Origin of the sequence: Pantoea sp. BAV 3049, assembly GCF_009765445.1 — a bacterium.
Classification (GTDB): Bacteria; Pseudomonadota; Gammaproteobacteria; order Enterobacterales; family Enterobacteriaceae; genus Erwinia.
The window spans coordinates 4,189,285-4,215,051 of sequence record NZ_WHOY01000031.1 but is presented as its reverse complement, the minus strand read 5'-3'; the positions used below and the strand labels follow the sequence as shown (position 1 = coordinate 4,215,051).

Below are 25,767 nucleotides of genomic sequence, written 5' to 3'. Positions count from 1 at the left end.
ACACTCAGGTGTCGTTTTTTTTTGCCTTAATTTCAGGGCAGGACAGAGAACGTAAGTGGATACTGCAGAATCCGATGCTGATGTTTGTTCCGGAAGCTTGCCCGCAAAATTTTGTCCGAACCCGGCAACCAGAATAACTTTCGTGTGACCCTGCTCTGGCCTGGTCAATTAGCAGGCTGCATTGCTCCGCTCACGGCGACACACTCCGGTTGATGGTTAACAGGAGTGCCAGCGATGCCTTACAGCCTGAGCCGCCTGGCGATGTGGATAATCGCCGCGACGCTTCCCCTTTGCTTTCTTCCCCGCTTGCCGGAAGCGAAATATGACCTGCTCTGGATCATTATTGCCGTTTCCCTGAGCAGCAGTCGCTGCCGGATGCTGAAGGAAGGAGCGATTTTAATACTGCTCTTTCTGTGGGCCATTTCGCCCGCGCGGACCTTACTGCAACATGTTGAGTTTCTGACGTCGAGGCCACAGGAGGCGATGGTCAGGATTGAACAGCTTCAGCCGGGTCGGGTCAAACTCAGGATCCTCAGTATCGCGGACAGGCAAATCTTCCCGCCGATTTATGCCACGGTCAGCTTTCCGCAACACGAGCAGCCACTCTGTGCTGGCCAGCTCTGGCAGATGAAACTCAGGCTGAGAGCGGTGCATGCCCGGCTCAACGAAGGCAGTTTTGATTCACAGAGGTATGCAATAGCCAACAGTACGCCACTGACGGGCAAGATTCTGTCCCTGCAACCAGTTGGAACTGGCTGTAACTGGCGTCAGCAGGTTATTCGCAGCAGTCAGCAGCGTTATGGTGAGCTGCCATGGCAGGCAATGATTACTGCGCTGGCATTTGGCGAACGTGGTGACGTCAGTCGGGAAATGAATCAGTTACTAAGGGAGACCGGCACGGCACACCTGATGGCAATCTCCGGAATGCATATCAGTCTGGCCGCCAGTCTGGGCTGGCTGATTGCCCGTGGGATCCAGATAGCCTTGCCCGCTCACCGGATTGGATACCGTTTTCCACTGTTATTCAGCCTGCTGGTCGCCATGGCTTATACCTGGCTTTCAGGCGGGAATCCACCTGCCGCGAGGGCCATGCTGGCTCTTGGCGTGTGGAGTGTGCTGCGACTGCGTGGTAAATGTTGCAGCAGTTGGCAGGTATGGAGAGTCTGTATAGGCTGTATTTTGCTTTTTGATCCGCTGAGTGTACTGTCAGAGAGTCTGTGGCTGTCGGCAATGGCGGTAGCCGGGCTGCTGTTCTGGTATCACTGGTTTCCTCTGTCGCGGCGGTTTGTGGGTAAGAAACGCTGGCTGGTGGTGCAACTGTTGCATTTGCAACTGGGGATGTTCCTGCTGCTGATGCCGTTGCAGATGCTGATTTTTCACGGCATCAGCCTGAGTGCTTTGGTTGCGAACCTCTGGGCGATCCCGGTTATCACTTTACTGACGGTACCGCTAATCCTCTGCGCGACGGTAACCAATATGATCCCATCCGTCAGTGAACTCCTGTGGTGGATGGCTGACCGGACTCTCGAGCTGGTCTTCATTCCGCTCCGGGCATTACCGGCTGGCTGGGTTACGGTGAACTCTAAGATTTTATGGCTGAGCCTGCTGGCCTGGATGGCGGTGGTGGTCTGGCGTTTCTGCTGGTGGCGGAGCTCACCGGTCACGGCACTCAGCCTGTGCCTGTCGCTGCTGCTGTGGCGAATGAACGTGAAAGTGCCTGACTGGCGGCTGGATATGCTGGACGTCGGGCATGGTCTGGCGGTGGTGATATCGCGGCACAATAGCGCGATCATCTACGACACCGGAAACCGCTGGGATGGCGGAGACGCAGCAACCAGCCAGATCCTGCCGTGGCTGAAATGGCAGGGAATGGATGTTGAGCAAATCATCCTCAGTCACGATCATCTGGACCATTCCGGCGGGCTGGAAAGTCTGCTCAAAGTATTCCCACAAGCGGCCCTGCGCAGTGATACGGGCAGGTCGGGGCATTTGCCGTGCCATAAAGGGGTGGGCTGGCAATGGCAATCGTTAAATTTTCAGGTGCTGTGGCCGCTAAAGCGTGAAGCGCAGTCTGGCAACAATCAGTCCTGTGTGATTGCCGTTAGTGATGGTAAATGGCGCGTGTTGCTGACAGGGGACATTGAAGCACCGGCGGAGCTGAAAATGGTCAGTATTTATCGCGATCGGCTCCGGGCAGATATCTTACAGGTTCCCCATCATGGCAGCGGAACGTCCTCTTCACCGCCCTTGCTCAGGGCAGTGGCCGGGCGGGTAGCACTGGCCTCTGCTGCCCGATACAGCGCGTGGAAACTGCCCGCAGAACGTGTTATCAGGCGCTATGCGGAGAACCAGTATCGCTGGTATGACACGGCGGTAAACGGACAGATCAGCGTACAATTTTTCAACGATTACTGGATGGTTTCAGGGTTAAGAGAACAAATATTACCCCGTTGGTACCATCAGTGGTTTGGCGTACCACGTTATTCCAGGTAGAATGAGCGGCTATTTCAATTGAACTGGTTAAATAATGCATCAGGATAAAGATCTCTCCACCTGGCAGACATTCCGTCGCCTCTGGCCAATGATCAAACCTTTCAGAACGGGGTTGATTGTGGCTGCGGTAGCGCTGGTACTTAATGCGGCGGGCGATACACTAATGCTGTCACTGCTGAAACCGTTACTGGATGACGGTTTCGGTAAGGCGAACTCTTCGGTTCTGATCTGGATGCCACTGGCCGTTATCGGTTTGATGTTGATTCGTGGTGTGACCAGCTATATTTCCAGCTACTGCATCTCCTGGGTGTCGGGTAACGTGGTGATGTCGATGCGTCGCCGCCTGTTCAGCCATATGATGGGGATGCCGGTCGCCTTTTTCGACCAGCAGTCAACCGGGACCCTGTTGTCCCGTATCACCTATGACTCCGAGCAGGTTGCGTCCTCCTCTTCCAGCGCGCTGGTGACCGTGGTTCGTGAAGGTGCGTCGATCATCGGCCTGTTTATCATGATGTTCTACTATAGCTGGCAGCTGTCGCTGATCCTGATCTTGCTGGCACCGATCGTCTCTTTTGCTATTCGCACGGTTTCCAAACGTTTCCGTAATATCAGCAAAACCATGCAGAACACCATGGGGCAGGTCACCACCAGCGCTGAGCAGATGCTGAAAGGGCACAAAGAAGTGCTGATTTTCGGTGGTCAGGAAATCGAGAGCGAGCGCTTTAACCGCGTGAGCAACCGCATGCGTCAGCAGGGGATGAAGCTGGTTTCTGCTTCTTCTATCTCTGACCCGATTATCCAGCTGATCGCTTCTCTGGCACTGGCCTTCGTGCTCTATGCTGCAAGCTTCCCGAGCGTGATGGAAACGCTGACTGCCGGTACCATTACCGTGGTCTTCTCCTCAATGATCGCGCTGATGCGTCCGCTGAAATCGCTGACCAACGTTAACGCCCAGTTCCAGCGCGGGATGGCAGCTTGCCAGACGCTGTTCTCGATTCTGGACAGTGAGCAGGAAACCGATACCGGCACCCGCACCATTGAGCGTGCTAAAGGCGATGTGGAATTCCGTAACGTCACCTTTACCTATCCGGGCCGTGAAACACCGGCGTTGCATAACATCACTCTGTCGATCCCTGAAGGGAAAACGCTGGCGCTGGTGGGACGCTCCGGCTCTGGTAAATCCACCATAGCCAGCCTGATGACCCGTTTTTACGATATCCAGCAGGGTGAGATCCTGATGGACGGTCACGATTTGCGGGAATATACCCTCAGCTCGCTGCGTAATCAGGTCGCACTGGTCTCGCAGAATGTTCACCTGTTCAACGATACGGTTGCCAACAATATCGCCTATGCACGAAGCGAAAAGTACACGCGCGAGGATATTGAGAAAGCCGCAGTGATGGCGCATGCCATGGACTTCATCAATAAGATGGATAAAGGTCTGGACACGGTCATTGGCGAGAATGGCGTGCTGCTTTCCGGCGGTCAGCGCCAGCGTATTGCCATTGCCCGCGCCTTGCTGCGCGACTGTCCGATCCTGATTCTGGATGAAGCGACTTCAGCGCTGGATACCGAATCAGAGCGTGCTATTCAGGCGGCGCTGGATGAACTGCAGAAAAACCGCACTTCGCTGGTTATCGCGCACCGTCTTTCCACTATTGAAAAAGCCGATGAGATTGTGGTGGTAGAGGACGGTCATATTGTTGAGCGCGGCAGCCATACTGACCTGCTGGAGCAAAGAGGGGTTTATGCTCAGTTGCACAAAATGCAGTTCGGCCAATGATTGAGAGGCTCTGGAGTGGCCGTTCAGCACTATATGTGCTGCTGCTGCCACTCAGTTGGCTGTACGGGCTGATTTCGACGCTAATCCGTCTCAGCTACACCCTGGGCTGGCGCAAGGCCTGGCGGGCACCCGTACCGGTGGTTATCGTGGGGAATCTCACCGCAGGCGGCAACGGCAAAACGCCTGTTGCAATCTGGCTGGTACAGGCATTGCAGCAGCGCGGTCTGCGGCCCGGCGTGGTTTCCCGTGGTTACGGTGGCAAGGCTGATCATTATCCCCTGGTCCTTAACGACCAGACTTCCACCCGGCAGGCAGGTGATGAGCCGGTGCTGATTTACCAGCGTACAGGTGCCCCTGTTGCGGTTTCCCCGGTCAGAAAAGAGGCTGTTCAGGCTCTGCTGGAGGGCGGTGAAGTGGATGTGATCATCACTGATGACGGCCTGCAGCATTATGCCCTGGCGCGGGATTTTGAAATTGTGGTGGTGGACGGTCAGCGGCGCTTCGGCAATGGATGGTGGCTGCCTGCCGGGCCGATGCGTGAAAGTGCTTCCCGTCTGAAAAGCGTTGATGCAGTGATCGCCAATGGTGGCAATGCTCAGCCAGGCGAGCTGCCAATGCAGCTACGGCCAGGACTGGCGGCAAATCTCATTACAGGTGAAACAGTTCCACTGAACGAGCTGGAAAATGTGGTGGCAATGGCGGGTATTGGTCATCCCCCCCGTTTTTTTGCCATGCTCCGTCAGCAAGGGGTCGTGCCGGTCAGAGAGGTGCCGTTTGCCGATCATCAGGATTATACTCAACCTCAGCTAGCTTCCCTGGTGTCCGCAGGAGAGATATTGCTGATGACTGAAAAAGACGCGGTCAAAGCCCGGCATTTTGCTGCGGATAACTGGTGGTATCTGCCGGTTGATGCGCAGCTGCCGCAGGCTGAAAGTGATGCCTTACTGAACAGGATTGTCGCGCTTCAGGTTAAAAAGTTGCTAACACGCTGAATAAACGCGCTAAACTTATATGCATCTTTTTATTAAGGTGCGTTATGTCTTCTCCCTCGCTCACACTGAATCAGGCTCGTCAACTGCACCTGGCTGCCCAGGGACTGTTGCGTCCGGCCAGACGCAAAGCCCGCTTTGAAGATCTTCTGACCACAATCCGCCAGATGTCGCTGCTGCAGATTGACACTATCCACGTGGTGGCGCGCAGTCCTTACCTGGTCTTGTTCAGCCGCCTGGGCGACTATCCGCAGGTCTGGCTTGAGCAGGCCCTTTCCGGCGGCAACCTGTTTGAATACTGGGCGCATGAAGCCTGCTTTATTCCCAGCGAAGACTACCCCTTGCTGCGGCATCGTATGCTCAATCCGCAGTATATGGGCTGGAAATACAATAGCGAGTGGGTGGAAAACTGGCAGCAGGAGATCACCGAACTGCTGGAACATATTGCGCAGAACGGACCGGTAAGATCGGCTGATTTCGCTGCACCTGAAGGGCAGAAACCGGGCTGGTGGGCGTGGAAACCTCATAAACGGCACCTGGAAAATTTATTCACTGCCGGTGAGTTGATGGTTACGGAGCGGCGTAATTTTCAGCGGGTGTACGATCTTCGCCAGAATGTGTTGCCGGACTGGAATGATGAACTGCACGCGCTGGAAGAGGGTGAGGCCATTCAGCAGATGCTGCAAAACAGCGCCGCCAGCCTGGGCCTGTTCCGTGCCGCCTGGCTGCCGGATTACTACCGCCTGAAACGTGCGCCGGTGAAAGCTGCGCTGGCAAGCTGGCTTGAAACTGGCGAAGTCATTCCGGTCGAGGTGGAAACATTAGGAGAATGTTATCTGCATCACTCCCTGTTACCTCTGCTGGAAGCCCTCCCCCGAGCCACTCATACCACATTGCTTTCGCCTTTTGATCCGGTGGTCTGGGATCGCAAGCGGGCGCTGGAACTTTTTAACTTTGATTACCGCCTTGAGTGTTACACACCGGAAGAAAAACGTCAGTACGGTTATTTTGTCTTGCCCATTCTGCATCGTGGGGCGCTGAAAGGGCGGCTGGATGCAAAAATGCTGCGCAAGGAGAAGGTGCTGCTGATTAGGCAGATCTGGCTGGAGCGAAATGTGCAGGTGAGCCAGGCGCTGCTGGATGATGTACAGCAGGCGATTTTACGATTTGCCCGTTGGCAGGGAGCCGAATCAGTGGTGCTGGATAAACTGCCTCCAGAGCTGGCTGCCGGGTGGCAAAAAAACTGGCTGGTGTAACACCTTAAGCGCGGAGTAACCTTCCGGTGCCGAGCTATGATATTCTGACTGCCTGTCTGACCGGGTCCACAAGGGAGATACCATGGATCACCGCTTACTTGAAATCGTTGCTTGCCCTGTCTGCCACGGCAAGCTGTATTACATCAAAGACCAGCAGGAACTGATCTGCAAACCCGATGGGCTGGCTTATCCGGTGCGCGACGGCATTCCTGTGCTGCTGGAGACGGAAGCGCGATCGCTGACGCTTGAAGAGATCCACCCATGAGTTTTGTTGCCATTATCCCGGCACGCTTTGCTTCCACGCGGCTGCCGGGGAAACCGCTGGTAGATATTCACGGTAAGCCGATGGTGGTGCACGTGATGGAGCGTGCGCTGGAGTCGGGTGCTGAAAGAGTGATCGTGGCCACCGATAATGAAGAGGTGGCCCGCGCTGTTGAGGCCGCCGGTGGTGAAGTCTGTATGACCCGCCCCGATCATCATTCCGGCACGGAAAGACTGGCTGAAGTCATTGAACGCTATCAGTTTTCCGATGAGACGGTGATCGTCAACGTGCAGGGCGATGAGCCCTTGATCCCACCGGTTATTATCCGTCAGGTTGCTGATAACCTGGCTCAAAGTACCGCAGGTATGGCAACGCTGGCGGTACCGATTGAGTCGGCCGAAGAAGCCTTCAATCCTAATGCGGTGAAGGTGGTGATGGATTCGCAGGGCTACGCTCTCTATTTCTCCCGCGCCACTATCCCGTGGGACCGTGAGCGCTTTGCTGCCTCGCGTGAGACGGTAGGCGATAACTTCCTGCGTCATATCGGTATCTACGGCTACCGTGCCGGATTTATTCGTCGCTACGTTAGTTGGGAGCCAAGCCCGCTGGAGCAGATTGAGCTGCTGGAGCAGCTGCGAGTGCTGTGGTACGGCGAGAAAATCCACGTGGATGTCGCCAAAGCAATCCCGAGCGTGGGTGTTGATACGCCGGAAGATCTGGCCCGCGTGCGGGCAGCAATGCAGTAATTATCCGGGGCTTTTATCGGCCCCTTTGCTCTGCTTCTGGCACCCTGGGAATAAAATGACAGTCCGGCCTGTGGTGACGCCTGTGTAACTTAGGAGCAGCAGATGGAACAACTTCGTTCAGAACTCTCGCTGGTGCTGGGCGAGACGCTCAGCCGTCTCGAATGCATCAGTGAACAACCCTGTGCCAGCCTCTGGTCGCTGTATGACGGGCAGGGCCACTCTCTGCCGCTGGTGGCAAAATACTACAACGTAAAAGGTATCGCTTCTCAGGAAGCCTACAAGCTGTCGATGCTGGCCCGCGACAGCACCATCCGCATGCCAACGGTGTATGGCCTGATTATCAGCCAGCAGCAGCCGATGCATGAAGTGCTGTTGATTGAGCGGATGGGGGGTGTTTCCGTGGAGGCGCCGACCCGCACGCCGGAGCGCTGGCTACAGCTACAGGATCAAATTGTTGAGGCGCTGCTCGCCTGGCACCGTCTCGACAGCCATGGTCTGGTCGGCAATGTTGATAGCACCCAGGAAAGTCACTGGGCGGTGTGGTATGCGCAACGGGTGGAAGTGCTATGGTCAACGCTGGGTTTTTTGCGGCCAGGGGCGCTGACGATGGAAGAGCGGCGGGTGCTGTTTCGCAGCCGCCAGAATCTGGAACATCTGTTTGATGATTTTGACGATCCCTGCGTGCTTGTTCACGGTAATCTGTCGTTGCGTAGCATGCTGAAGCAGGCCTGGAGCGATGAACTGCTGTCAATTATCAACCCTGGCACCGTGCTGTGGGCCCCGCGCGAATACGATCTCTTCCGGTTAAATGAAGAAGGTCCGGCGGAGTCGCTGCTTTTTCACTATCTGAAGCAGGCGCCGGTCGCCGAAGGCTTTATCACCCGCCGCTGGCTTTACACGCTGTGGGATGAAATGGGCCGGTTGATCCAGACCGGCCAGTTCGATCGAAAACGTTTTGATCACGCAGCAGCATCACTGCTTCCCTGGCTCAACTGACGGCGCGGTCATTGTTTGCCACAGGCGGCCGAGCGTCTCGTAAATCGCCCGATCGCTGTGACTCAGCCACAATGGCGAAGGAATGGCCTTTTCCCAGAAGTTCAGTGGGGACGTTATCGCCAGCTGGTTAGCCGGGGCAGGCAACGGATTCAGTCCCTGCTGCCGGAAGAAAATCATCGCCCGTGGCAGATGAGAGGCCGATGTCACCAGCAGGAATGGCCGGTTGCCGACCACTTTTGCTACTTCACGGGCTTCCTGGCTGGTGTCACGCGGTTTGTTGAGCGTGATGATATCGCCGGGAGGTACACCCAGCGATTGAGCCACGCGGGAAGTAACTTCTGCAGAGCTGACCGGGTTATTTTGCGCCGCCGCGCCGGTAAAGATCATCTTCGCCCCCGGATTTTCCCGCCATAAACGAATCCCTTCTGCTAACCGCGGCAGGCTGTTATTCAGCATGTTTGAGCTGGGTGCCCAATTTTGATCCCACGTATAACCGCCGCCGAGTACCACGACATAATCCACTTTCTGGCTGCCCTGCCAGGTGACATAACGATTTTCAAGCGGCTTCAGCAAACTATCTGCAACGGGTTGCAGGCTGATCAGCATCAAAATCAGCCAGGCAGAAGAGAGGATAATTTTGCCGGTTTTCTGCCAGCGGCTGAACCAGAGCAACAAAAGCCCTGCTGCCATCAACAACAGCAGGAAAGGCAAGGGCAGCAACAGACCGCCAGCCACTTTTTTAAGCGCAAAAAACATGAAAACGGACTCCTGTTGTCCGAAAAAACACCACCCGAATGCGAAGCAGCGACTGAAAGGTTCATTCTCCGCCAGTGTATGCCAAAATAGACCGCAGATTCACCCATCAAGCAGGCCGGAGACCGATCATGCAGGATCGCAACTTTGATGATATTGCGGAAAGATTTTCGCAGAACATCTACGGTACCACCAAAGGCCGTATTCGCCAGGCCATAGTCTGGCAGGAGCTGGACGAGATTTTAGCCACGCTACCGCAACGGGCACTGCAGGTGCTGGATGCTGGTGGCGGTGAAGGGCAGACCGGTTGCGGACTTGCCGCGAAGGGCCATCAGGTTTTACTCTGCGATTTGTCCGGTGAGATGTTGCAGCGCGCCCGCCTTCACGCAGAAGAAAAAGGTGTGAGCGATAACATGCAATTTAAACAAATTAGCGCGCAACAGGTCGGTCAACATTTGGATAAGCCCGCCGATCTGGTATTGTTTCACGCTGTGCTTGAGTGGGTGGCAGAGCCTGAAGCAGTTCTGGCCGCGTTATATGACACGCTGGCCCCTGGTGGCGTGCTCTCGCTGATGTTTTATAACGTCAACGGGCTGATGATGCAGACTCTGGTGCTGGGCAATTTTGGCTACATGCAGGCCGATTTGCGTAAGCGGAAGCGAAAAACGCTGTCGCCGGACTACCCGCGCGAACCTGAACAGGTTTATAGCTGGCTGGAAGAGGCCGGATTCACGGTGGAAAATAAAACCGGTATCCGCGTCTTCCATGACTACATGCGCGACAAGCACAAACAGACTGAACGCTTTGAGGAAATTCTGGCGCTGGAAAAACGCTTCTGCCGTCAGGAGCCATTTTTAAGTTTGGGCCGTTATATCCACGTTACAGCACGGAAACCCATAAACAGGACGAACTATGAGTGAATTTTCCCAGACTGTACCGGAACTGGTTGCCTGGGCGCGAAAAAATGATTTTTCGGTCACGTTACCTACCGAACGTCTGGCATTTTTGCTGGCAATTGCCACCCTGAACGGGGAGCGCATGGATGGCGAAATGAGCGAGGGTGAACTGACCGACGCATTTCGTCACGTCAGCGAAGGGTTTGAACAGACCAGCGAAACCGTTGTGGTCCGCGCCAATAACGCCATCAATGATATGGTGAGGCAGCGCCTGCTCAACCGTTTTACCAGCGAACACGCGGAAGGCAATGCTATCTATCGCCTGACGCCGCTGGCTATCGGCATCACCGACTATTATATCCGCCAGCGTGAGTTTTCCACGCTGCGCCTCTCCATGCAGCTGTCCATTGTGGCTGGCGAGCTGAAGCGTGCGGCCGATGCGGCAGATGAAGACGGCGATGATTTCCACTGGCACCGTAACGTGTTCGCGCCGCTGAAATACTCGGTGGCGGAGATTTTTGACAGTATCGATATCACCCAGCGCATCATGGATGAACAGCAGCAAGCGGTGAAAGATGATATCGCGCAACTGCTGAATAAAGACTGGCGCGCGGCGATCGAAAGCTGCGAGCTGCTGCTGAATGAAACGTCCGGCACATTGCGCGAGCTGCAGGATACGCTGGAGGCGGCAGGCGACAAGCTGCAGGCAAACCTGTTGCGGATTCAGGATGCCACCATGAGCAGCCCTGATCTCGGTTTTATCGATAAGCTGGTCTTCGATCTGCAGAACAAACTCGACCGCATTATCAGCTGGGGTCAGCAGGCAATTGACCTGTGGATCGGCTACGACCGCCACGTACATAAATTTATCCGTACCGCGATTGATATGGATAAAAACCGCGTTTTTGCCCAGCGTTTGCGTTTGTCGGTTCAGAACTATTTCGACAGCCCGTGGGCTTTAACCTACGCCAATGCGGACCGTTTGTTTGACGTGCGTGATGAAGAGCTGGCGCTGCGTAACGAAGAAGTAACTGGCGAGTTACCTTCCGAACTGGAATATGAAGAGTTCAACGAAATTCGTGAACAGCTGGCGGCGATGATTGAAGAGGCGCTGGCGTTTTACAAAGCGCAGCAAAAACCGCTCAATCTGAGTGCGGTGATGCGCGAATATCTGACGCAGTATCCAAGAGCCCGTCATTTTGACGTGGCCAGAATTGTCGTCGATCAGGCCGTGCGTTTAGGCGTGGCCGAAGCAGATTTCTCCGGCCTGCACGCAGAGTGGCAGGTCATTAATGATTACGGAGCCAAGGTACAGGCGCATGTCATCGATAAATATTGAACAAGTGATGCCGGTAAAACTGGCTCAGGCGCTGGCTAACTCCCTTTTTCCGGCGCTGGACAGCCAGCTGCGTGCCGGTCGCCACATTGGCATTGAAGAGCTGGATAACCACGCCTTTCTGATGGACTACCAGGAATATCTGGAAGAGTTCTATACCCGCTATAACGTCGAGCTGATCCGCGCTCCGGAAGGATTCTTCTATCTGCGTCCGCGCTCAACAACGCTGATTCCGCGCTCGGTGCTTTCCGAGCTGGATATGATGGTCGGCAAGATCCTCTGCTATCTCTACCTCAGCCCGGAACGTCTGGCGAATGAGGGGATTTTCACCCAGCAGGAGCTGTACGATGAGCTGCTGTCGCTGGCGGATGAAAGCAAGCTACTGAAGCTGGTAAATCAGCGTTCAACAGGGTCTGACCTTGACCGCCAGAAGCTGCAGGAAAAAATGCGTGCTTCGCTGAACCGCCTGCGCCGCCTGGGTATGGTGTGGTTTATGGGCAACGACAACAGCAAATTCCGCATAATTGAGACGGTTTTCCGCTTCGGTGCGGATGTCCGCAGCGGCGATGATGCCCGCGAAGCTCAGCTGAGAATGATCAGGGATGGTGAAGCAATGCCAATTGAAGGCGGCCTGGCACTAAACGACGAAACCGATGAGGACAGCAATTCGTCCGACAACGCGGAGAATGAGAATGATTGAACGCGGTAAGTTTCGCTCCCTGACGCTGATTAACTGGAACGGTTTCTTTGCCCGAACCTTCGATCTTGATGAGCTGGTCACCACGCTGTCAGGCGGTAACGGGGCCGGTAAATCAACCACCATGGCGGCTTTCATCACCGCGTTGATCCCCGATCTGACGCTGCTGCACTTCCGTAACACCACGGAAGCAGGGGCGACCTCTGGTTCGCGTGATAAAGGTTTGCACGGTAAGCTGCGCCCGGGTGTCTGTTATGCCGCGCTGGACGTGGTCAACTCGTTGCACCAGCGCGTGATCGTGGGTGTGCGACTGCAGCAGGTCGCCGGTCGTGACCGCAAGGTGGATATCAAGCCGTTCAGTATTCACGGTCTGCCGACCAGCATTAACCCGACGGAAATTTTGACCGAGACGGTTAATGCCCGTCAGGCACGTGTTCTGCCGCTCAGCGAACTGAAAGAGAAGTTCGAGGCGATGGAGAGCGTTCAGTTTAAGCAGTTCAACTCGATCACTGATTACCATTCGCTGATGTTCGATCTGGGGATCGTGGCGCGTCGTCTGCGCTCGGCCGCCGATCGCAGCAAATACTATCGCCTGATTGAGGCCTCGCTGTACGGCGGGATCTCCAGTGCCATCACCCGCTCACTGCGTGATTACCTGCTGCCGGAAAACAGCGGCGTGCGTAAGGCCTTCCAGGATATGGAAGCCGCGCTGCGTGAAAACCGCATGACGCTGGAAGCGATTCGCGTCACGCAGTCCGATCGCGATCTGTTTAAGCATCTGATCTCGGAAGCGACCAGCTATGTGGCCGCCGACTATATGCGCCATGCTAACGAGCGTCGTATTCATCTCGATGGCGCTTTGCTGAACCGTGGCGAACTGTTCGGTAGCCGCCGACAGCTGGCCGCAGAGCAGTATCGTCATGTCGAAATGGCGCGCGAACTGGGCGAACATAATGGCGCGGAAAGCGATCTGGAAACGGATTATCAGAGTGCCAGTGACCACCTGAATCTGGTGCAGACGGCAATGCGTCAGCAGGAAAAAATCGAGCGCTATGAAAGTGATATCGATGAGCTGACCTACCGTCTGGAAGAGCAGAACGAGGTGGTGGCCGAAGCGCGGGAAGTACAGGAAGATAACGAAGCGCGTGCTGAAGCGGCCGAGCTGGAAGTGGATGAGCTGAAAAGTCAGCTGGCCGATTACCAGCAGGCGCTGGACGTGCAGCAGACCCGTGCCATTCAGTATCAACAGGCCCTTGCTGCTTTGCAACGTGCGCAGCAGGTTTGTCAGATCCGCGATCTCAGCGTGGAAAATGCCGAAACCTGGCAGGAAACCTTCCAGGCGAAAGAGCAGGAAGCGACTGATAAGCTGTTGATGCTTGAGCAGAAGATGAGCGTGGCTGATGCGGCGCACAGTCAGTTTGAGCAGGCGTTTGAACTGGTGACCCGCATCGCCGGGCCGGTCAGCCGTAGTGAGGCTTACCAGACCGGTCGTGAACTGCTGCGTGACGCCAGCAACCAGCGCTATCACGCTGAGCAACTGCAGTCACTGCGTGCGCGCCTGTCTGAAATGGAACAGCGACTGCGTGAGCAGCAGGATGCCGAGCGTCTGCTGAATGAGTTCTGCAAGCGCCATGGGCAGCAGTACGATCCCCAGGAGCTGGAAGGACTGCAGCACGAGCTGGAGGCACAGATTGAGCAGCTTTCCGAAAGCGTCTCTGAGGCCGGTGAGCGGAGAATGGAGATGCGTCAGGAGTTGGAGCAGGTGCGCGAGCGCATTGCCCGCCTGACCAAACAGGCCCCGCACTGGCTGGCCGCGCAGGAAATTCTGACGCAGCTCAGCGAGCAGACGGGACAGTCGCTGGAGAACGGCCAGCAGGTTACCGAGTTCATGCAGCAGCTGCTGGAGCGTGAGCGCGAAACCACCGTTGAGCGTGACGAAGTCTCTACCCGCAAGCGTGAAGTTGAAAAGCAAATCGAGCGTCTCAGCCAGCCGGGCGGAGCAGAAGATGCCCGCCTGAATCACCTTGCTGAGCGTTTTGGCGGCGTACTGCTGTCAGAAATTTATGATGATGTGACCATCGAAGATGCGCCGTACTTCTCCGCACTTTATGGGCCTGCGCGTCATGGCATCGTGGTGCCGGATCTGTCGCTGGTCCGCGATCTGCTGGATGGCCTCGAAGACTGTCCGGAAGATCTCTACCTGATTGAAGGGGATCCGCAATCCTTCGATGACAGTGTGTTCAATGTTGAAGAGCTGCAAAAAGCGGTGGTGGTCACTGGCGATCGTCAGTGGCGTTATTCGCGCTTCCCGAAAGTGCCGCTGTTTGGCCGTGCAGCTCGTGAAAATCAGCTTGAACTGCTGCATGCCGAGCGTGAAACGCTGGCAGAACGCTATGCCAATTTGTCGTTCGACGTCCAGAAAACGCAGCGTCTGCACCAGTCGTTTAGCCGCTTTATCGGCAGCCACCTGGGCGTGGCGTTTGAGCCAGACCCTGAAGCGCAGATCCGTACTCTCAGCAGCCGCCGCGGCGAGCTGGAGCGTGGATTGACCGCGCACGAAAGCGAAAACCAGCAGCAGCGCCAGCAATTTGACCAGGCGAAAGAGGGCGTTGCGCAGCTAAATCGCCTGATGCCTCGCGTCAGTCTGCTGATGGATGAAACCCTGCAGGATCGCTATGACGAAATTCTTGAGCGCCTGGATGAAGCCCAGGAAGCCGCGCGCTTCCTGCAGCAGCACGGCAACCAGCTGGCGAAGCTGGAGCCGCTGATTTCCGTTCTGCAGAGCGACCCGGAACAGCACGAACAGCTGAAGCTGGATTACCAGCAGGCGCAGCAGGTTCAGCGCGATGCGCGTCAGCAGGCCTTTGCAATCACTGAAGTGGTTCAGCGTCGTGCGCACTTCAGCTACGTTGACTCCGCCGGGATGCTGGACGGCAACAGCGATCTGAATGAAAAACTGCGTCAGCGCCTTGAGCAGGCCGAGTCCGAACGTGCCCGTGCCCGCGAGCAGATGCGGAGTCATCAGGCACAATTGACTCAGTACTCTCAGGTGCTGGCGTCGCTGAAAAGTTCTTACGATGCCAAGTGTGACATGCTGAAAGAACTGCAGCAGGAAATGCAGGACATTGGCGTTCAGGCTGATGCCAGCGCTGAAGAGCGTGCGCGTCTGCGCCGTGATGAGCTGTACACCGCCCTGAGCAACAACCGTGCACGCCGTAATCAGCTGGAAAAACAGCTGACCTTCTGTGAAGCGGAGATGGATGCACTGCAGAAAAAACTGAAGCGTGTGGAACGCGATTATCACCAGGGCCGTGAGCAGGTCGTCAGCGCTAAAGCGGGTTGGGTCGCTGTGTTACGCATGGTGAAAGATAATGGCGTGGAGCGTCGACTACACCGTCGTGAGCTGGCCTATCTGGGCGGCGACGAGCTGCGTTCAATGTCGGATAAGGCGCTGGGTGCGCTGCGTCTGGCGGTGGCGGATAATGAACATCTGCGCGACGTGCTGCGTCTTTCCGAGGATCCTAAACGCCCTGAGCGTAAGATCCAGTTCTTTATCGCGGTCTATCAGCACCTGCGCGAGCGTATCCGTCAGGACATCATCCGCACTGACGATCCGGTCGAAGCCATCGAGCAGATGGAAATCGAGCTGGGCCGACTGACGGAAGAGCTGACCGCCCGCGAACAGATGCTGGCAATCAGTTCACGCAGCGTGTCGAACATTATCCGCAAAACCATTCAGCGTGAACAGAACCGTATCCGCCAGCTGAACCAGGGGCTGCAGAGCGTCAGCTTCGGTCAGGTGCACAGCGTTCGTCTGAACGTGAACGTGCGCGAGTCCCATGCGACGCTGCTGGATGTGCTGTCCGAACAGCACGAGCAGCATCAGGATCTGTTTAACAGTAACCGCCTGACCTTCTCCGAAGCGCTGGCGAAGCTGTATCAGCGCCTGAATCCGCAGGTCGATATGGGGCAACGCACGCCGCAGACTATCGGTGAAGAGCTGCTGGACTACCGTAACTACCTTGAGATGGAAGTGGAGGTTAACCGTGGTTCCGACGGCTGGCTGCGTGCAGAGAGTGGTGCGCTGTCTACCGGAGAGGCGATCGGGACCGGGATGTCGATTCTGGTGATGGTAGTTCAGAGCTGGGAAGAAGAGTCCCGTCGCCTGCGTGGTAAAGACATTTCTCCGTGTCGTTTACTGTTCCTGGATGAAGCGGCGCGTCTGGATGCCAAATCCATTGCCACGCTGTTTGAACTTTGTGACCGCCTGGAAATGCAGCTGATTATCGCTGCGCCGGAAAATATCAGTCCGGAGAAGGGGACCACCTACAAACTGGTGCGTAAGGTTATTAATAATACCGAACACGTTCATGTCGTTGGGCTGCGCGGCTTCGCTGCTGAACCCGCGGCAGCGAATTCGTCAGCGGAACAGGAGAGCCAGCAGGCTTCATCCTGATCCGAACAGATGAAATTATCCGCTGACAGATATGGAAAAAAAACTGTCAGCGCATTAATCTGGGCACGGCGTTTGTCGCTTTTACGGCAAATGCCGTTTTCTTTTTCTATACTTATAACAATGACTAATCATCAGACAGTCATCGTCTTTTCAGACACTTTACAGGAGGCAAGGGATGTTGCTGACAAAAATACTATTTGCAAGGTTAACACTGTCGGGCAGTTGCCTGGTATTGGCGTTCGGGCTGGCGATGCCAGCAGTGGCGGGTATTCCTCCGGTCTCCGCTCCCGCTACGGCGTCTTATACTGCCGCCCAGGCACAGTCACAGCTGTTATCAGCCTTCCAGAATGGTTATCGTCCGTTCTTCCTTAACGCGCTTGCCCCATTGTATGCCTCTAACGGAATGCAGCCTATGTGGCAGGATCGCCAGGCTGTACAACAGTTTCAACAGCAGTTGGCCGAAGTGGCGATTTCCGGCGTGCAACCGCAATTTACCCAGTGGGTGAAAGTGCTGACCGACCCAGCAGTAACCGGCATGGCCCGCGACGTGGTGCTGTCTGATGCGATGCTGGGTTACCTGCAGTTTGTCTCCTCTGTGCCAGCCAAAGGCGAAACCTGGCTGTACAGCAACGTGCCCTACAAGATTGAAGTACCGACAATGTCGGTAATCAACCAGTGGCAGCGCGCTGTGCAGCAGGGTAGCAGCGGCGTTTTCGTCACTTCACTGGCTCCCCGACATCCGCAATATGTGCCGATGCATCAGGCGCTGAAGGCTCTGCTGGCCGATAATCACCCGTGGCCGCAGCTCACCGCAAAACAGACGCTGCGTCCTGGTCAGCTGAGTGATGATATTCCGGCGCTGAGGGAAATTTTGCAGCGTACCGGGATGATGACGCCAGGTAGCGATGCTCCGAAACCTGATGATGATGCGGTGCCAACCACCAGCGTTCCTGCCTCTTTTGTTGATGAGGAAGCGGTGGTCAGCCCGTCTGCAGCACCGGTGAATGATAGCGTGCAGGCCAACACACCGCAGCCTGTCGGTCAGGTGCAGGAGGCCTCTCCGGCCGATCCTACCCATATTTATTCCGCCGATCTGGTTGAGGCTGTGAAGCGTTTTCAGCGCTGGCAGGGGCTGGAGGCAGATGGGGCTATTGGTATTCGCACGCGCGAATGGTTGAATGCTTCACCTCAGCTGCGTGCATCGTTGCTGGCGCTGAACATTCAGCGTCTGCGCCTGCTGCCGGATGATATGCATAATGGCATCATGGTTAACATTCCCAACTATTCGCTGATTTATTACCTCAACGGTAATCAAATTCTTGCTTCACGTGTGATTGTGGGACGGCCAGATCGCAAAACTCCGCTGATGCGAAGCGCGTTGAATAACGTAGTGCTTAACCCACCCTGGAACGTGCCTACCACTCTGGTGCGTCAGGACATTGTGCCTAAAGTGAAGCAGGATCCGACATATCTTTATAAACATAACTATACGCTGCTGTCGGGCTGGAGCAGTGATGCGGAAGTGATAGATCCGACCATGATTGACTGGCGGTTGGTGTCGGCGGCATCGTTCCCTTATCGCATCCGTCAGGCTCCGGGTGCCACTAACTCGCTGGGTCGTTATAAATTCAATATGCCCAGCTCAGATGCGATTTATCTGCACGATACGCCAAATCATAATTTGTTCCAGAAAGATATCCGGGCGTTAAGCTCCGGCTGTGTGCGTGTCAATAAAGCGTCCGATCTCGCTAACCTGCTGTTGCAGGATGCAGGCTGGAATGACACGCGGATCTCCAGCACCCTGAAAGAAGGAGATACCCGTTACGTGCCCATCCGGCATCGTATTCCGGTTAATCTCTATTATCTGACAGCCTGGGTAGCGGATGACGGTAAGCCGCAGTTCCGCACAGATATTTACAATTATGATATCACCGCACGCTCCGGCGCTCAGGTGATGGCCGCAGCTGGTCAATTATTGCTCTAATTGTTGATTCATCAGGATTTAGTTACCACCGCCATGGAACGGCATTATGGCGGGCGCGACACAGGCTTTGTGAATTGTCGCGCCCGTCACATTTAACGGGTTGACTCCGTATTTCACCCCAGTTATGGTTCCGGACGGTGACTGTTTTGCACCATTAAAGATCATTTAAGCTGGGTAACACTGATTCATGGATAAATTCGATATTCAACGCCGTAAATGGCTGGCTCTTGGCGGTGCAGCGTTTGGTCTGGCACTGCTGCCGGGGCAGGCTTTCGCCTCGCTTTCCACTTCGCGTCCTCGTGTATTAACACTGAACAACCTGAACACCGGGGAAAGTCTGAAAACGGAATTCTTCAACGGCAAGAGTTACGATAAGGATGAGTTGACGCGCCTGAATCATTTTTTCCGTGATTACCGGGCGAATAAAATCAAGAGCATTGATCCGCACCTTTTCGACCAGCTCTACCGCTTGCAGGCCTTGCTGGATACCCGTAAGCCCGTGCAGCTTATCTCCGGCTATCGCTCGCTGGCGACCAATAATTCAATGCGCAAGCGCAGCAGAGGGGTGGCAAAACACAGCTATCACACGCTGGGCCAGGCAATGGATTTCCATATCGAAGGCATTTCATTGAGTAATGTTCGCAAAGCCGCGCTTTCCATGAAGGCCGGGGGTGTAGGATACTACCCCAGCAGCGACTTTGTGCATATTGATACCGGGCCGGTGCGGCACTGGTAATGAAATCCGGCCAGCCCGCTGGCTGGCGGTAATGGAGCGTTATGGACTATCAAATCATTCCGGTCACGGCGTTTGCTCAGAACTGCTCGTTGATCTGGTGTCCGGTCACCCTGCAGGCAGCGGTGGTCGATCCAGGCGGTGATGCGGAAAAAATTCAGGCAGCGGTGGCAGAAAAGGGCGTAACGGTAACGCAAGTTCTGCTGACTCACGGCCACCTTGACCATGTGGGAGCCGCGAGCGATCTGGCCAGCTTTTATGGCGTTCCCGTAGTGGGCCCGCATCGTGCTGATGCTTTCTGGCTGGACGCTTTACCTGTTCAGAGCCAGATGTTTGGCCTGCCGGACTGCACGCCGGTGAAACCGGATCGCTGGCTGGAAGAGGGCGAAACCGTGCAGGTTGGTGACGCCAGGCTCGAAATTCTGCTCTGTCCCGGCCATACGCCAGGTCATATTGTGTTCTTCGACCGTGCCGCTCGTCTGCTGGTTTCGGGAGATGTGATATTCAGTGGTGGCGTGGGTCGCACTGACTTCCCGCAGGGCAGCCATGAAGATCTTATTGATGCCATCAGGCGCAAACTGTTGCCGCTGGGTGATGATGTCACCTTCCTGCCAGGACATGGACCGTTATCCACTCTGGGGCGGGAAAGGATCTCCAATCCATTTTTGCAGTAACAGCCTTGAGTGACAAAAAAGCCTGCTGATTAGCAGGCTTTTTTATTACGGCACGGTCACTGACCGAGATTACAAAACAGCGACGATGGCTTCGCACAGCGGGGACATGTTATCCGGTGTCATCCCAGCGACGTTAACCCGACCTGAATTCACCGCATAGACGCCGAACTCTTCACGCAGACGGATAACCTGGTCTTTAGTCAGGCCGCTGAACGAGAACATCCCGTTCTGATTGATGATAAAGCTGAAGTCACCTTTCGCGCCTTTCTCCTGCAGGGTATTCACAAACAGCTGGCGCATGCGGTGAATACGCTGGCGCATATCGGTCAGCTCCTGTTCCCACAACGCACGCAGCGCATCGTTGCTCAGGATGGTCGCCACCACGGCAGCACCGTGAGCCGGTGGGTTAGAGTAGTTAGCCCGGATGGTGGCTTTCACCTGACTGAAGGCGGTATCGGCAACGGCGGCTTCGCTGGCAACCAGCGTAAAGGCACCGACGCGCTCGTTGTACAGGCCAAAGTTCTTGGAGTAAGAGCTGGCAACCAGCAATTCCTGGTGGCTGGCGGCGAAGATCCGCAGGCCTTCAGCATCTTCTTCCAGACCGCGGGCAAATCCCTGGTAGGCGAAGTCGAACAGCGGCAGCCAGCCGCAGGCGCTGGACAATTCAGCCAGCTGTGTCCACTGCTCAGCAGAAGGATCAACGCCGGTCGGGTTATGGCAGCAGCCGTGGAACAGCACGATATCGCCAGCTGCAGCCCCACGCAGCGCGTTCAGCATACCCCCGAAATCCAGCGAGTGGGTTGCCGCATCATAGTACTGGTATTCACAGACTTCCAGGCCGGCAGACTCAAAGACGTTTTTATGGTTTGGCCAGCTTGGGTTGCTGACCCAGATGCGCTTTGCGCTGGTCTGGGTAGCAATAAAATCAGCAGCAACACGCAGGGCACCGGTGCCACCAGGCGTCTGAGCGGTGCGGGCACGCTTAGCGCCGATCAGGGCGTTCTCTTTACCAAACAGCAGCTCCTGAGTGCGCTTGCCGAAATCGGCCAGGCCATCGATGCTCAGGTAGTTTTTGGTGGTTTCGTTTTCCAGCAGATACTGCTCAGCTTTTTTCACGCTGGTCAGGACTGGCGTCTTACCCGTTTCATCTTTATACACGCCGATGCCGAGGTTGATCTTATTTGGGCGGTCGTCAGCGCGGAAAAGGTCGGCTAAACCAAGAATGGGGTCTGCGGGTGCAGCTGCAATGCGTTCAAACATAGTCGAAGTCCGTTAGCTTAAACTGAAGCGAAGTGAGGTATCAGGTTACCGCCACGGCGCACAAATTGCCAACCGTTTGCGCTAAAACAGGGGTGTAAAACAGGGGTGTAAATCAAACAAAACAAAAACGGGGCCAGAGGCCCCGTTTTTTGATGGCTCAGGAGAGCATTCTCCCGGCTGCGTAACTTAGAACTGGTAAACCAGACCTACAGCTACGATATCGTCAGTATTCAGACCCAGTGGATTGTTGTCATCCAGCAGGTTGATCTGGTAGTCGACGTAGGTAGACATGTTTTTGTTGAAGTAGTAAGTCGCACCGACATCAACATATTTGTACAGGTCAGCATCGCCAACGCCTTCGATATCCTTGCCTTTAGACTGCTCGTAGGCGATGGATGGACGCAGACCGAAGTCGAACTGGTACTGAGCTACGATATCAAAGTTCTGAGCTTTGTTAGCGAAACCGGTTGCACCGGTGTTACCGTTGGCGATGTACTGAGAATTACGGTTTTCGCCGTAAGAAGCTGCCAGGTACACGTTGTTGGCATCATATTTCAGAGCGGTAGACCACTGCTGAGTTTTGTCGCCCTGGCCGTAATCCATCTGGTTCTGCTCGGTAGTACGGTCACCAGAAGCATAAGCACCTACGATACCCACACCGATTGGGGAGGTGTAAGAGGTAGACACACCCCAGCCGTCGCCGTTAGCACGACGTGGGTCTTCAGTACGGTCGTTTTTGCCCTGGTACTGTACAGCGAAGTCCCAGCCGTCAACCAGACCAAAGAAGTTGGTGTTACGGTAGGTAGCCAGACCGCTTGAACGGCCAGCCATGAAGTTGTCAGAGTAGCCTGAGTAGCCACCGAACTCTGGCAGCATATCGGTCCAGCCGATTGCATCGTAAACAACGCCGTAGTTACGACCGTAGTCGAAAGAACCTGCGTCGCCGAATTTCAGACCCGCAAAGCCCAGACGGGTTTTGTTGCCAGACTGCGCGTCATCTCCGCCTTCAGAGTTGTTCGCCTGAATGTTGTATTCCCACTGGCCGTAACCGGTGATCATATCGTTGATCTGGGTTTCACCTTTGAAACCAAAGCGCACATAAGACTGGTCACCGTCGTTGCCGGAGTCATCAGAGAAGTAGTGCAGACCATCGACTTTACCGTACAGATCCAGTTTATTGCCGTCTTTGTTGTAGATTTCTGCTGCATTGGCTGCACCAGCTGCTAACAGGGCTGGGATAACCAGTGCCAGAATGTTGCGCTTCATCATTTTTTATTACCCTCATTGGAGTTATTTGGACACCTGCCACTGCCGTCAGCAATTCTTTACAGAACCATGAAGAGAGTTTGGTGTCTTCCTGTGTCTGCACGCATCTTTCCATTCACTGAGCGGATTATCTAGCCCGAAAATGCTACTAATATCCTATTCTTGTTTCATAAGGAAAATATGTATTACAAAATGTAAATTATACGGAACTTTGTGAACCATCTCATAATTTACAAAAATAAAAAAAGGCCAGCGAGGCTGACCTTGAATATATATATGAATTTCTTATGTTTAATGCAGTAAATCAGAAGCTGGCGTTACGTGGAGTCCTTGGGAAAGCGATAACGTCTCTTACATTTTGTACGCCGGTGACATAGGCAATTAACCTCTCGAAACCTAAGCCAAATCCGGAGTGCGGGACGGTGCCGTAACGGCGTAAGTCGCGATACCACCAGTAATCTTCTTTATTCAGGCCCATTTCAGCCAGTCGGGCATCCAGTACGTCAAGACGCTCTTCACGCTGCGATCCACCGATGATTTCACCAATGCCAGGGGCAAGAACATCCATCGCGGCCACGGTTTTACCGTCGTCGTTAAGGCGCATATAAAATGCCTTGATATCCTTCGGGTAATTTTTCACCACTACCGGCGCTTTAAAGTGTTTCTCAGCCAGATATCGTTCGTGTTCTGAGGAAAGATCGATGCCCCAGGAAACGGCATTCTCAAACTTCTCTCCGCAGTTAATCAGGATTTCCACCGCATCGGTGTAATCAACCTGAGCAAAATCTGTCGTTACAAATCGCTCCAGGCGGGTGACTGCATCTTTGTCTACGCGCTCGGCAAAGAACGCCATATCGTCGGCACGTTCTTCCAGTACCGCTTTGAAAACGTATTTCAGCATCGCTTCTGCCAGTGCAGCGTTGTCTTCCAGATCGGCGAAGGCCACTTCCGGCTCCAGCATCCAGAATTCTGCCAGGTGGCGGCTGGTGTTGGAGTTTTCGGCACGGAAAGTCGGTCCGAAGGTGTAGATTTTTGACAGGGCGCTGGCGTAGGTTTCGCCGTTCAGCTGGCCGGATACGGTCAGGAAGGCTTCTTTGCCGAAGAAATCTTCTTCGAAATTCACTTTGCCTTCCGGCGTGCGCGGCAGGTTTTCCAGATCCAGCGTCGACACGCGGAACATCTCACCGGCACCTTCCGTATCTGAAGCCGTGATCAGCGGCGTGGAGACCCAGAAAAAACCTTGCTCATCGAAGAAGCGATGCAGCGCCTGCGCCAGAGTGTGGCGAACACGCGCCACGGCGCCAATCAGGTTGGTACGCGGGCGCAGGTGAGCAACCTCACGCAGATACTCAATGCTGTGACGTTTGGCCGCCATCGGATAGGTATCCGGATCGTCGACCCAGCCCACAACCTCAACGGCGCTGGCCTGGATTTCGTAGCTCTGGCCTTCACCAGGGGACTCGACGACCTTACCGGTGATCTCTACTGAACAGCCGGTGGTCAGGCGCAGAACTTCATCCTGATAATTATTCAGAGAATTATTGACGACAGCCTGGACGGGATTAAAGCAGGAGCCGTCATACACGGCGATAAAGGAAATACCGGCTTTTGAATCTCTTCGGGTACGTACCCAGCCGCGAACGGTGACTTCGCTGTCAACCGCGGCCCGGCCGTGCAGTACATCCGCTACAGGCACAACGCTCATATAAAGTCTCTCTTTTATCAGAATAAGAAAATCACCTCAGATTTGAGGTAGTGCTATGTTACTTGCCGACAGGCGAGACACAAGAAGAATTCTTTGTAATGTGGGAGATTTATTGCCGCGTGAGGCGGGACGAAAAGAGAAGAGGGCGCGGCGACCCTCTTCTCTATGTCAGCAAGGCTAGCTGGCTTTTTTCACCAGCGGCAAATCGAAGGCTTTACGTAATGCGCGGACGAAAGCTTTGTCCTGACAGATGGTTTTACCCGGGCTGTCAGAGAGTTTCGCCACTGGTTTGCCGTTGCATTCCACCAGCTTGATCACGATATTCAGCGGCTTGACCTGCGGGATATCACAGGTAAGACGGGTTCCAATACCGAAAATCACATCCGCCCGTTGTCCAAAGTGGCGGTAAAGATCTACCGCTTTATCCAGGTCCAGATTATCGGAGAAGACCAGCGTCTTACTGCGCGGATCGATGCCCAGCTTTTCGTAGTGGGCAATGGCTTTTTCTCCCCACTCCACCGGATCGCCAGAGTCATGGCGCAGGCCCTGATAGCTGCTGGCAAAATGCTGGCCGAAGTCACGCAGGAAAGCATCCATGGTGATGCAGTCGGTCAGGGCGATCCCCAGACTGTGCGGATACTCTTCCAGCCAGGCCTGCAGCGCGGCACGCTGGCTGTTAGCCAGCACCGGACTGATCTGCTGATGCGCCTGGAACCATTCGTGCGCCTGAGTCCCAACCGGAGCAATATTCAGGCGGCGGGCAATGTCGTAATTGCTGGAGCCTACCAGCCACGGGAAATCCTGCTGCAGCGTGGTGACAATCGCACTCTGCACATCGCGGGAAAAACGGCGACGGGTGCCGAAATCCATCAGTTTAAAGCGGGACATGTCCAGATCGGCGGTGAGCTGCTTAAAGTCCACCAGCTTGCTCTGCAGGCGTTCAACGGCCTGTTTCGGCTGAACCAGCGGAGAACGATGGCGGTGAACCACTTCGCTGATCAGCGCCAGCAGCGGCACTTCCCACATGATCACTTCCAGCCACGAACCGGAGATGCGGATGTCCAGTTTGCCCTGGTTATTACGGACGCGAACCTGTGAAGGGTCGTAGCGGAACTGTCGCAGCCAGTCCAGGTAGTCCTCTTTAAAGAAGGGCAGGCCAGCGAGGTAGTCGGCTTCTTCGCCGCTGAGCGCCAGCGACTGCATGGACGTAATCTGGCGAACGATTTCATCAGCGTAAATTCCCAGCAGGTCATCGCCCCTGCAACGGAACTCGGCCACCACGGAAACTTTCTGGTAACGATGGAACACCGCCTGTTGCATATGCAACTTGTAGGCGTCCGTATCCAACAACGTGGTCAGTATCGGGGAAGCATGTCGTGTCATGGTGCGTTTCAGCATCCTCTGGCGAAGAGCGTTATCCCTGGTTTAAAAAAATGGAAAAGACGCAGGAGTATAACTTGAATACTCATTTATTGAACCCGA

19 protein-coding genes are annotated in these 25,767 nt (G+C 55.0%); 14 read left to right on the top strand and 5 right to left on the bottom strand.

The window, feature by feature from the left end; translation table 11 throughout:
• Window positions 1-234: 234 nt before the first annotated feature.
• From GSQ70_RS20815 to GSQ70_RS20785, 7 genes are all read left to right on the top strand, one after another.
• Window positions 235-2,493 carry a ComEC family protein gene (locus GSQ70_RS20815; RefSeq protein WP_158784297.1) on the top strand — a complete coding sequence of 753 codons (2,259 nt, stop codon included), beginning with the start codon at window positions 235-237 and terminating at the stop codon, window positions 2,491-2,493.
• 34 nt (window positions 2,494-2,527) lie between these two features.
• Window positions 2,528-4,276: a lipid A ABC transporter ATP-binding protein/permease MsbA gene (gene msbA, locus GSQ70_RS20810; RefSeq protein ID WP_158784296.1), complete on the top strand. Its 1,749-nt coding sequence runs from the start codon at window positions 2,528-2,530 to the stop codon at window positions 4,274-4,276.
• Window positions 4,273-5,268: a tetraacyldisaccharide 4'-kinase gene (lpxK, locus tag GSQ70_RS20805; RefSeq protein ID WP_158784295.1), complete on the top strand. Its 996-nt coding sequence runs from the start codon at window positions 4,273-4,275 to the stop codon at window positions 5,266-5,268. The genes msbA and lpxK overlap by 4 nt, the downstream gene beginning before the upstream one ends.
• A 44-nt stretch (window positions 5,269-5,312) precedes the next feature.
• Window positions 5,313-6,521 (top strand): winged helix-turn-helix domain-containing protein, encoded by a 1,209-nt coding sequence (locus GSQ70_RS20800; RefSeq protein ID WP_158784294.1) that lies wholly within the window; start codon window positions 5,313-5,315, stop codon window positions 6,519-6,521.
• An 82-nt stretch (window positions 6,522-6,603) separates the two neighbouring features.
• Window positions 6,604-6,786, top strand: coding sequence for a Trm112 family protein (locus GSQ70_RS20795; RefSeq protein ID WP_158784293.1), 183 nt, complete (start codon window positions 6,604-6,606; stop codon window positions 6,784-6,786).
• Window positions 6,783-7,529, top strand: coding sequence for a 3-deoxy-manno-octulosonate cytidylyltransferase (gene kdsB / locus GSQ70_RS20790; protein ID WP_158784292.1), 747 nt, complete (start codon window positions 6,783-6,785; stop codon window positions 7,527-7,529). Before GSQ70_RS20795 ends, kdsB begins: the two co-directional genes overlap by 4 nt.
• Before the next feature lie 102 nt (window positions 7,530-7,631).
• A complete protein-coding gene (locus GSQ70_RS20785; protein WP_158784291.1) occupies window positions 7,632-8,525 on the top strand; it encodes a YcbJ family phosphotransferase in 894 nt (297 codons plus the stop codon).
• Here the strand turns inward: GSQ70_RS20785 and elyC are convergent.
• Entirely contained in the window at window positions 8,502-9,281 is a 780-nt protein-coding gene (gene elyC / locus GSQ70_RS20780; protein WP_158784290.1) for an envelope biogenesis factor ElyC, read from the bottom strand. The two genes, GSQ70_RS20785 and elyC, sit on opposite strands and share 24 nt — an antisense overlap.
• Window positions 9,282-9,409: 128 nt before the next feature.
• Between elyC and cmoM the strand changes: the two genes are divergently transcribed.
• The 7 genes from cmoM to GSQ70_RS20745 all read left to right on the top strand — a co-directional run bounded on the left by cmoM (window position 9,410) and on the right by GSQ70_RS20745 (window position 20,054).
• Entirely contained in the window at window positions 9,410-10,198 is a 789-nt protein-coding gene (gene cmoM / locus GSQ70_RS20775; RefSeq protein WP_158784289.1) for a tRNA uridine 5-oxyacetic acid(34) methyltransferase CmoM, read from the top strand.
• The gene (gene mukF / locus GSQ70_RS20770) at window positions 10,191-11,513 is read left to right on the top strand and encodes a chromosome partition protein MukF (protein WP_158784288.1); all 1,323 of its coding nucleotides are present in this window, start codon (window positions 10,191-10,193) and stop codon (window positions 11,511-11,513) included. The genes cmoM and mukF overlap by 8 nt, the downstream gene beginning before the upstream one ends.
• On the top strand, window positions 11,494-12,210 hold the full coding sequence (gene mukE, locus GSQ70_RS20765) for a chromosome partition protein MukE (RefSeq protein WP_158784287.1): 717 nt from the start codon (window positions 11,494-11,496) through the stop codon (window positions 12,208-12,210). Before mukF ends, mukE begins: the two co-directional genes overlap by 20 nt.
• Window positions 12,203-16,663, top strand: coding sequence for a chromosome partition protein MukB (gene mukB / locus GSQ70_RS20760; RefSeq protein ID WP_158784286.1), 4,461 nt, complete (start codon window positions 12,203-12,205; stop codon window positions 16,661-16,663). The genes mukE and mukB overlap by 8 nt, the downstream gene beginning before the upstream one ends.
• A gap of 175 nt (window positions 16,664-16,838) precedes the next feature.
• Window positions 16,839-18,647, top strand: coding sequence for a L,D-transpeptidase (gene ldtD, locus GSQ70_RS20755; RefSeq protein ID WP_158784285.1), 1,809 nt, complete (start codon window positions 16,839-16,841; stop codon window positions 18,645-18,647).
• 187 nt (window positions 18,648-18,834) lie between these two features.
• A complete protein-coding gene (locus GSQ70_RS20750) occupies window positions 18,835-19,383 on the top strand; it encodes a YcbK family protein (protein ID WP_158784284.1) in 549 nt (182 codons plus the stop codon).
• Between the two features lie 41 nt (window positions 19,384-19,424).
• A complete protein-coding gene (locus GSQ70_RS20745) occupies window positions 19,425-20,054 on the top strand; it encodes an MBL fold metallo-hydrolase (protein ID WP_158784283.1) in 630 nt (209 codons plus the stop codon).
• A gap of 69 nt (window positions 20,055-20,123) precedes the next feature.
• Here the strand turns inward: GSQ70_RS20745 and GSQ70_RS20740 are convergent, their stop codons facing one another.
• From GSQ70_RS20740 to pncB, 4 genes are all read right to left on the bottom strand, one after another.
• Window positions 20,124-21,314 (bottom strand): amino acid aminotransferase, encoded by a 1,191-nt coding sequence (locus tag GSQ70_RS20740; protein WP_158784282.1) that lies wholly within the window; start codon window positions 21,312-21,314, stop codon window positions 20,124-20,126.
• A 186-nt stretch (window positions 21,315-21,500) separates the two neighbouring features.
• On the bottom strand, window positions 21,501-22,583 hold the full coding sequence (ompF, locus tag GSQ70_RS20735) for a porin OmpF (protein ID WP_304623057.1): 1,083 nt from the start codon (window positions 22,581-22,583) through the stop codon (window positions 21,501-21,503).
• Between the two features lie 301 nt (window positions 22,584-22,884).
• Complete coding sequence (gene asnS / locus GSQ70_RS20730) at window positions 22,885-24,285, bottom strand: asparagine--tRNA ligase (RefSeq protein WP_158784281.1); 1,401 nt, start codon at window positions 24,283-24,285, stop codon at window positions 22,885-22,887.
• A gap of 177 nt (window positions 24,286-24,462) precedes the next feature.
• A complete protein-coding gene (gene pncB, locus GSQ70_RS20725; RefSeq protein WP_158784280.1) occupies window positions 24,463-25,668 on the bottom strand; it encodes a nicotinate phosphoribosyltransferase in 1,206 nt (401 codons plus the stop codon).
• Window positions 25,669-25,767 lie beyond the last annotated feature (99 nt).

Bases quoted from the DNA above. Each gene is read 5' to 3' on its own strand.
- lpxK (WP_158784295.1), top strand. From the start codon at position 4,273: ATGATTGAGAGGCTCTGGAGTGGCCGTTCAGCACTATATGTGCTGCTG.
- mukB (WP_158784286.1), top strand. From the start codon at position 12,203: ATGATTGAACGCGGTAAGTTTCGCTCCCTGACGCTGATTAACTGGAAC.
- asnS (WP_158784281.1), bottom strand. From the start codon at position 24,285: ATGAGCGTTGTGCCTGTAGCGGATGTACTGCACGGCCGGGCCGCGGTT.
- ldtD (WP_158784285.1), top strand. From the start codon at position 16,839: ATGTTGCTGACAAAAATACTATTTGCAAGGTTAACACTGTCGGGCAGT.
- GSQ70_RS20785 (WP_158784291.1), top strand. From the start codon at position 7,632: ATGGAACAACTTCGTTCAGAACTCTCGCTGGTGCTGGGCGAGACGCTC.
- GSQ70_RS20740 (WP_158784282.1), bottom strand. From the start codon at position 21,314: ATGTTTGAACGCATTGCAGCTGCACCCGCAGACCCCATTCTTGGTTTA.
- GSQ70_RS20815 (WP_158784297.1), top strand. From the start codon at position 235: ATGCCTTACAGCCTGAGCCGCCTGGCGATGTGGATAATCGCCGCGACG.
- elyC (WP_158784290.1), bottom strand. From the start codon at position 9,281: ATGTTTTTTGCGCTTAAAAAAGTGGCTGGCGGTCTGTTGCTGCCCTTG.
- GSQ70_RS20795 (WP_158784293.1), top strand. From the start codon at position 6,604: ATGGATCACCGCTTACTTGAAATCGTTGCTTGCCCTGTCTGCCACGGC.
- GSQ70_RS20800 (WP_158784294.1), top strand. From the start codon at position 5,313: ATGTCTTCTCCCTCGCTCACACTGAATCAGGCTCGTCAACTGCACCTG.
- mukF (WP_158784288.1), top strand. From the start codon at position 10,191: ATGAGTGAATTTTCCCAGACTGTACCGGAACTGGTTGCCTGGGCGCGA.
- cmoM (WP_158784289.1), top strand. From the start codon at position 9,410: ATGCAGGATCGCAACTTTGATGATATTGCGGAAAGATTTTCGCAGAAC.
- pncB (WP_158784280.1), bottom strand. From the start codon at position 25,668: ATGACACGACATGCTTCCCCGATACTGACCACGTTGTTGGATACGGAC.
- GSQ70_RS20750 (WP_158784284.1), top strand. From the start codon at position 18,835: ATGGATAAATTCGATATTCAACGCCGTAAATGGCTGGCTCTTGGCGGT.
- GSQ70_RS20745 (WP_158784283.1), top strand. From the start codon at position 19,425: ATGGACTATCAAATCATTCCGGTCACGGCGTTTGCTCAGAACTGCTCG.
- ompF (WP_304623057.1), bottom strand. From the start codon at position 22,583: ATGATGAAGCGCAACATTCTGGCACTGGTTATCCCAGCCCTGTTAGCA.
- mukE (WP_158784287.1), top strand. From the start codon at position 11,494: ATGTCATCGATAAATATTGAACAAGTGATGCCGGTAAAACTGGCTCAG.
- msbA (WP_158784296.1), top strand. From the start codon at position 2,528: ATGCATCAGGATAAAGATCTCTCCACCTGGCAGACATTCCGTCGCCTC.
- kdsB (WP_158784292.1), top strand. From the start codon at position 6,783: ATGAGTTTTGTTGCCATTATCCCGGCACGCTTTGCTTCCACGCGGCTG.